Origin of the sequence: Hungatella hathewayi WAL-18680 (assembly GCF_000235505.1) — a bacterium.
GTDB lineage: Bacteria > Bacillota > Clostridia > Lachnospirales > Lachnospiraceae > Hungatella_A > Hungatella_A hathewayi_A.
On record NZ_JH379027.1, the window covers coordinates 2,333,207 to 2,339,295 of the forward strand.

A 6,089-nucleotide genomic window follows, 5' to 3' on the forward strand; every position below is an offset into this window, starting at 1 on the left:
TGAAATCGTGATACAATATTGTTTATGGGGATATAGCTCAGCTGGGAGAGCGCTGCGTTCGCAACGCAGAGGTCGCGAGTTCGAATCTCGTTATCTCCATACCGTGTGAATACATAGCTTTAAAATGGGGACATAGCTCAGCTGGGAGAGCACCTGCATCACACGCAGGTTGTCGCAGGTTCGAGCCCTGTTGCCCCCATTTTTTTATGCCAATTTTTCTTAAGTGAGAGATTTCTTATCTGAAAATCTATTTTTTATTTGAAAAATTTTGTTTAAATCCTATTGATAATGACAACTAAAAGATAACATCCGTCTGCGCCGGCCCGTTTAACAGTTCGCCGGAGTGGTTAAACCTTGAGCCGTGGCAGGGACATTCCCAGGTGCTCTCCGACGCGTTCCAAAGCAGTTTACAGCCCAGATGGGGACAGCGGGCCGGAGGGCGGCAGGCGCCAAGCGTCAAATCCTTCACGGATTCGCCCATATGCACCATGCCTTCGCTGGCGGAGGCCCGCAGGTTGAGCCGCTTGGGGGAGAAGACCTGGGCGTAGGGATTGGGGATGCCGCAAATCATGTCCGAAAGTATCATGGCGGAGACCATGGAGGAGGTCATGCCCCACTTGTTAAAGCCAGTGGCCACGTACCAGTTCGGCCGGGACGGCGCAAACTGTCCGATATAGGGGATGCTGTCCATGGTCATACAGTCCTGGGCGGACCAGTGGGCGGCCACTTTTGCCTCAGGGAAGAGATGGGCGGCGGCAGCCTGGAGGGATTTGTATGGGTTGGCGGAGGGAACCTTTCCGGTCCGGTGGCCCCGGCCGCCGAGAAGCAGGTATTCCTCCGCCTGCCGGAAGGACAACCCTTCCTTCTCAATGCCCAGATACATGCCGTGAAAATAGGGGGCGTGGCGCAGGGCCAGCACATAGCTCCGCTTCTGGTACATTCTGGCGAAATAAAATCCCGGAATATTGACGAAGGGGTAATGGCAGGCGAAGACCACGGATTCTGCCGTCACGGTTCCACGGTCCGTCCGCACCTTGTGGCCGTTTACCGACATGACGGTGGTATTTTCATAGATGGTTAACGGCATGGAGATGGACTGGAGGAATTCCATGGGGTGAAATTTCGCCTGTCCCTCAAACCGGACGGCCCCGTGGATGGCGAAGGGCAGCTCGGTCTTAGTCACGAAATCGGCCCGGATGCCCAGCCTTCCGGCGGCCTCCGCCTCCCGGCGCAGGGGCTCGGACACGGTGGTGGAGTAGAGATAGGAGGGCAGTTCCTCGAAATCACAGAAAATGGAGTTTTTTTGAATCAGCTGCCTGTATTCCCGGATGGCGGCCTGGTTGGCGGCCGCGTACTGCCTGGCCTGCTCCAGGCCCACCTGGGATATGAGTTTTTGGTAAATCAGGTTGTGCTGGGATGTAATCTTGGCCGTGGTGCCGCTTGTCTGGCCGCTGCCAATCCGGTTTGCCTCCAGCACCACCACCTGTTTCCCCTTCTTTTGCAGATAATAGGCGGTTAATATTCCCGCCATGCCGCCGCCGATGACGGCCACCTCTGTTTCCATATTTCCCGGCAGTGGATTGCGTCTCGCAATGCCGGCATCAGACCAGATAGAATTCATATGATAATCACCTCATCACTAGGATGTACCATTTCCATACTTTTACTCCGGTTTTTTCGGAAAATGCGGGGACAGACAGAGCTTGCACACTTTGTACGAGTCGTACATACCCTATATTATAAATAAAAAAATTAAAGGAGATTAATCATATGTGCAATTCATGTAATGTTTGTGGTATTTTAGGGGGATGTGGAAATCGTTGTGGCTGCGGATGCGGCAGAAATAACTGTGGCTGTAATCGGTGTGGCAGCTGTGGCAATACCGCCGGAGCAGGCTGCGGAAGCTGTGGAAACACGGCCGGAGCAGGCTGTGGATGCGGAAACAGCTGCGGAAGCTGCGGAAACACCGCCGGTGCAGGTTGTGGCAGCTGTGGCAGCACGGCTGGCGCAGGCTGTGGCTGTGGCTGCAATGGCTGCGGTCAGAATGACTGCAGATGCAAAGTCCGCCGCGCGTACCGGGAAGGCTACGATGAGGGCTGGCGTGTAGGCTGGAGGGAAGGCTGCAACAGTTGTGGCGGCGGATTCCCGATGCCAATCGCATCAGGCTGTGGCTGTGACGGAGCGGTAGCTGCCGACAACAGCTGCGGATGCAACTAATCCACTAAGCAATAGAGCATGCCGCCAGGAGATCATTCCTGGCGGCATCTTTTTGATTACAGAATTAAATAATGCATAAAAAATCAAAATCCTATTGCAATTTTTTGTTAACTATGCTAAAACATCATTATAACATAATATGATGTATTATAACGTATTAGAGAGGAGGAGCAAATGAGCTGGTTAAAAGAGGTATTTGGCACCGAGAAAGTCATTATCGGTTTACTCCATCTGAAGGCCCTGCCGGGGGACCCGTTTTATGAGGGCAGTATGGAAGACGTGATAGCGCAGGCCAGACAGGATTTGGAGGCGCTGCAAAATGGCGGTGTGGATGGGGTGCTTATCACCAATGAATTCAGTCTGCCCTATGAGAAGAAGGTTGCCAATGTCACCCTGGCGGCCATGGGGCGTGTGGTGGGAGCCCTTGACGGGAGGTTCCGGGTTCCCTACGGTGTGGAGGCCATCTACGACGCGGACGCCACCATCGAGCTGTGCGCGGCCACGGGAGCGCAGTTTGGCCGCTGTGTCTTCACAGGGGCCTACGCCGGAGATTTGGGGCTGGTGGACAGAGACGTCTCCAGGACGCTGAGACGACGCAGAGCTTTGGAAATCCAGGATTTAAAGCTGTTTTATTTTGTGAATTCCGAGGGGGAGGTCTATCTAAATGACCGCCCGCTGGAGGAGATCACGAAGACCATGATATTCAACTGTCATCCCGAAGCCCTGGTGGTGGCCGGCGGCATGGCCGGAAGCAGTCCCCAGGACACGCTGTTAAAACAGGTGAGGGACAATGCACCAGGGGATATCCCTGTATTTTGCGGGACAGGCTGTAAGCGGGACAACATCGAAGAGATATTCCGGATTGCCGACGGAGCCTTCGTGGGCACCACCTTTAAGAAGAACGGACGGTTTGAGGAAGCCGTCGACGAGGAGCGGGTGGCATCCTTTATGGAGCGGGTCCGGGAGATAAGAGGTGGTGAGCGCGCATGAACCAGTACGTAATGGGCATTGATGTGGGCACAAACGAGACAAAAGGGGTGCTGGTGGACGAGAACTGCCGGATTGTGGCGGACGCCGCCGTGGCCCACACCATGGACAATCCATCACCCCAGGTCTTTGAGCAGGACGCGGAGGAAATCTGGTGGAAGGATGTCTGCCACATCAGCCGGACGCTGCTCCAGTCCTCCGGCATTACCTCAGAGCAGGTGAAGGCTCTGGGCGTGTCGGCCTTAGGATGCGACTGCGTCCCGGTAGACAAGGAGGGAAATGCTCTCTGCAAGGCCATCCTGTACGGCATCGACAGCCGGGCCCACGAGGAGATCGCCTGGTTAAACGAGTACTACGGGGAGGCGGCCATCGAAAAGTTCGGCCACCCCATCTGCTCCTCCGACGTGGCGCCGAAGATTCTGTGGATCAAGAATCATCTGCCCAAGGTCTATGAAAAGACCTATAAATTCCTGACGGCGTCCTCCTTTTTGACGGCCAAGCTGACCGGCCGCTACTGCATTGACAAATATCTGGCGGAGGACTTTCTGCCGCTCTACGATTTGGAGCGGGACTGCCCGGACGAGGAGGGCTGTAAGCTGTTCTGCCGCCCGGAGCAGATGGCGGAGATTCTGATGGCCACGGACGTGGCGGGAGAAATCACGGAGACGGCCTCCAGGCTCACCGGCCTGGCTGTGGGGACAAAGGTGCTGACCGGAACCGGGGACTCCGGGACGGAGGCCATCAGCACCGGCGTGTTCCGGCCGGGAGATATGATGATACAGCTGGGCTCCACCTGCTATTTCGTGTGTCTCTCCGACAAAATGATTCAGGATGAGCGGGTGTGGCCGGGAACCTTCATTATCCCGGAGACCTACGCGGTCTGCGCCGGCACCAACACCGCCGGAACTCTCACAACCTGGTTTCGAAATTCCTTCTACACCGACAAGCTGGAGGAGGAGCGGCAGGGCGGTATTCCGGCCTACCAGGCCATGGCGAAGAGCATTGACGGCATTCCGGCGGGAAGCGACGGTCTGATGATGCTTCCCTATTTTGCGGGGGAGAGGACACCTCTCAACGACCCGTTTGCCAGGGGGCTGTATATCGGCCTGCATCTGGGCCATAAGCGGGAGCATTTGTACAAAGCGGCCCTGGAGGGCATCGCCTACTCCATCGACCAGCACGTGCGGATTATGGAGGAAAATGGCATCGAAGTCCGAAACATCATGGCGGTGGGCGGCGGCACCAAAAATGAGGAGTGGCTGCAGATTATCGCGGACGTCCTGGGAAAACCGGTGAACACCTCCCGGATTACCATGGGCGCGGCCTACGGGGACGCGCTGATGGCGGCGTTACAGGCCGGATTCTATGAGGACTGGGATGCATTGTCCAGGGTGATAGAGCCCCGGAAGACCTACAAGCCGGAGCAACCGGCGGCCACCTATTATGAGAAGCACAAGGAGTTGTTTGCGAAACTCTATGAAGCCAATAAAACATTCATGCACACCTTAAGCCGGGAGAGCTGAGGGGAAAGGAGAGACTTATGGAGAAATTGATTGACAGAAAGCAGATTGCGGGGATGAACATTCATTATCTGTTCTACTCCCTGGATTATTTTCTGGACGCCCAGAGGGAGGTGGGGATTGAGACCATCGAGCTCTGGGGAGGCGCGCCCCATTTTTATCTGGATGCCATGGGGTATCAGGACTGTAAGGAAGTGAAGAGAAAGATTGTGGAGAGAGGGCTGGAGGTCAAGGTGCTGACGCCGGAGAACTGCACCTACCAGTACCAGGTGGCGGCCCAGACGCCGGAGCTGTTTGAGAAGAGCTACCAGTATTTCTCCAACGCCCTGCGGGCGGCCTCGGAGCTTGGCTGTCCCATCATGCAGATTAACTCCGGCTGGGGATACTGGAATGAGGATAGAGAGGAAGCCTGGAAGCGCTCCAGGGAAATGCTGTCCCGTCTGGCGGACAAAGCGGGAGAGTACGGCATCCATCTCGCCATGGAATCCCTCCGCCCCCAGGAGTCCCAGCTGGTTGTCACCCTTCAGGACGCCAAGCGGATGTTCGACGAGGTGAACAGTCCCAACTTAAAAATTCTCATCGACACGACGGCCATGAGCGTGCAGGGGGAGACCATCGATGACTGGTTTGACATGTTCGGGGAGGATGTGTGGCACACCCACTTTATCGACAGCAACCCCTACGGACATCTGGCCTGGGGCTTTGGCAACCGGAGCATGAAGGAGTATCTGGAAGCCCTGAACCGCCATCACTACACAGGTTATCTGGGCCAGGAACTGACCGAGTTCGACTATTTCGACGACCCGCTGTCCATCGACAGGAAAAACATGGCGGTTTACGAGCCGTTTATCCGATAAAACCATGACATAGTCCCATAAACACCAAAAAAGAGAACGGCGCCAAAGACCGTTCTCTTTTTTTCGTATGATAGCCGCAAAATCCGCGGCGCCCCGGTGCAGGAATCCGCCACAGCAGACTCTTTATTCTATGATTCCTTCGTGTAGTCCTCCAGATAAAACCGGTACTGGTCGCCCACGATATACTGCTTGCCGATATGTACCAGCTGATGCTCCGCGTCATGGATTTCCGTGTAGAGGAAAAACAGGGGTTCCCCGTTTGGCACGTTCAGCACCTTGCTCAAATCCCCGCTGGCCCGCACGATATCCAGATAGGAGTTGGCGGAGGAGGAGATGATAATGTTGTATTTTTCCCCCAGCAGCTGGTACAGGGAGCCATCTAAGGTCTCGTCCAGCAGAAATTCATATTTGGGATAGGGGAAATAGTTGTTCTCACACATGATGGGGAAGCCGTCGGCTAAGTTGATTCTCTGGGTGTAGACAGCCGTGCTGCCGGTTTCCACGCCCA

General features: G+C 55.4%; 6 protein-coding genes and 2 tRNA genes. 6 read left to right on the forward strand and 2 right to left on the reverse strand.

Annotation, left to right across the window (positions count from 1 at the left end):
* Nucleotides 1-26: 26 nt before the first annotated feature.
* Together HMPREF9473_RS10435 and HMPREF9473_RS10440 are read left to right on the forward strand one after the other, a co-directional pair.
* Nucleotides 27-99 (forward strand) — tRNA-Ala (locus tag HMPREF9473_RS10435).
* Nucleotides 100-126: 27 nt separating this feature from the next.
* Nucleotides 127-199: transfer RNA gene (locus tag HMPREF9473_RS10440), tRNA-Val, on the forward strand.
* A gap of 96 nt (nt 200-295) precedes the next feature.
* Here the strand turns inward: HMPREF9473_RS10440 and HMPREF9473_RS10445 are convergent.
* Complete coding sequence (locus HMPREF9473_RS10445; RefSeq protein WP_006780073.1) at nt 296-1,621, reverse strand: FAD-dependent oxidoreductase; 1,326 nt, start codon at nt 1,619-1,621, stop codon at nt 296-298.
* A gap of 189 nt (nt 1,622-1,810) precedes the next feature.
* Between HMPREF9473_RS10445 and HMPREF9473_RS10450 the strand changes: the two genes are divergently transcribed.
* The 4 genes from HMPREF9473_RS10450 (at nt 1,811) to HMPREF9473_RS10465 (ending at nt 5,581) form a co-directional block, all read left to right on the forward strand.
* The gene (locus tag HMPREF9473_RS10450; RefSeq protein WP_034858268.1) at nt 1,811-2,107 is read left to right on the forward strand and encodes a hypothetical protein; all 297 of its coding nucleotides are present in this window, start codon (nt 1,811-1,813) and stop codon (nt 2,105-2,107) included.
* A 284-nt stretch (nt 2,108-2,391) separates the two neighbouring features.
* Nucleotides 2,392-3,207, forward strand: a complete 816-nt coding sequence (locus tag HMPREF9473_RS10455; protein ID WP_006780075.1) for a BtpA/SgcQ family protein — start codon at nt 2,392-2,394, stop codon at nt 3,205-3,207.
* Complete coding sequence (locus tag HMPREF9473_RS10460) at nt 3,204-4,727, forward strand: FGGY-family carbohydrate kinase (protein ID WP_006780076.1); 1,524 nt, start codon at nt 3,204-3,206, stop codon at nt 4,725-4,727. The genes HMPREF9473_RS10455 and HMPREF9473_RS10460 overlap by 4 nt, the downstream gene beginning before the upstream one ends.
* Before the next feature lie 17 nt (nt 4,728-4,744).
* Nucleotides 4,745-5,581, forward strand: a complete 837-nt coding sequence (locus tag HMPREF9473_RS10465) for a sugar phosphate isomerase/epimerase family protein (protein ID WP_006780077.1) — start codon at nt 4,745-4,747, stop codon at nt 5,579-5,581.
* 128 nt (nt 5,582-5,709) lie between these two features.
* Here the strand turns inward: HMPREF9473_RS10465 and HMPREF9473_RS10470 are convergent.
* Nucleotides 5,710-6,089 (reverse strand): GntR family transcriptional regulator (locus tag HMPREF9473_RS10470; RefSeq protein WP_006780078.1); only part of this gene is annotated, 380 nt, incomplete at its 5' end.

Excerpts from the sequence above, each read along its gene's own strand:
- HMPREF9473_RS10455 (WP_006780075.1), top strand. The coding sequence starts at position 2,392 with ATGAGCTGGTTAAAAGAGGTATTTGGCACCGAGAAAGTCATTATCGGT.
- HMPREF9473_RS10460 (WP_006780076.1), top strand. The coding sequence starts at position 3,204 with ATGAACCAGTACGTAATGGGCATTGATGTGGGCACAAACGAGACAAAA.
- HMPREF9473_RS10445 (WP_006780073.1), bottom strand. The coding sequence starts at position 1,621 with ATGAATTCTATCTGGTCTGATGCCGGCATTGCGAGACGCAATCCACTG.
- HMPREF9473_RS10465 (WP_006780077.1), top strand. The coding sequence starts at position 4,745 with ATGGAGAAATTGATTGACAGAAAGCAGATTGCGGGGATGAACATTCAT.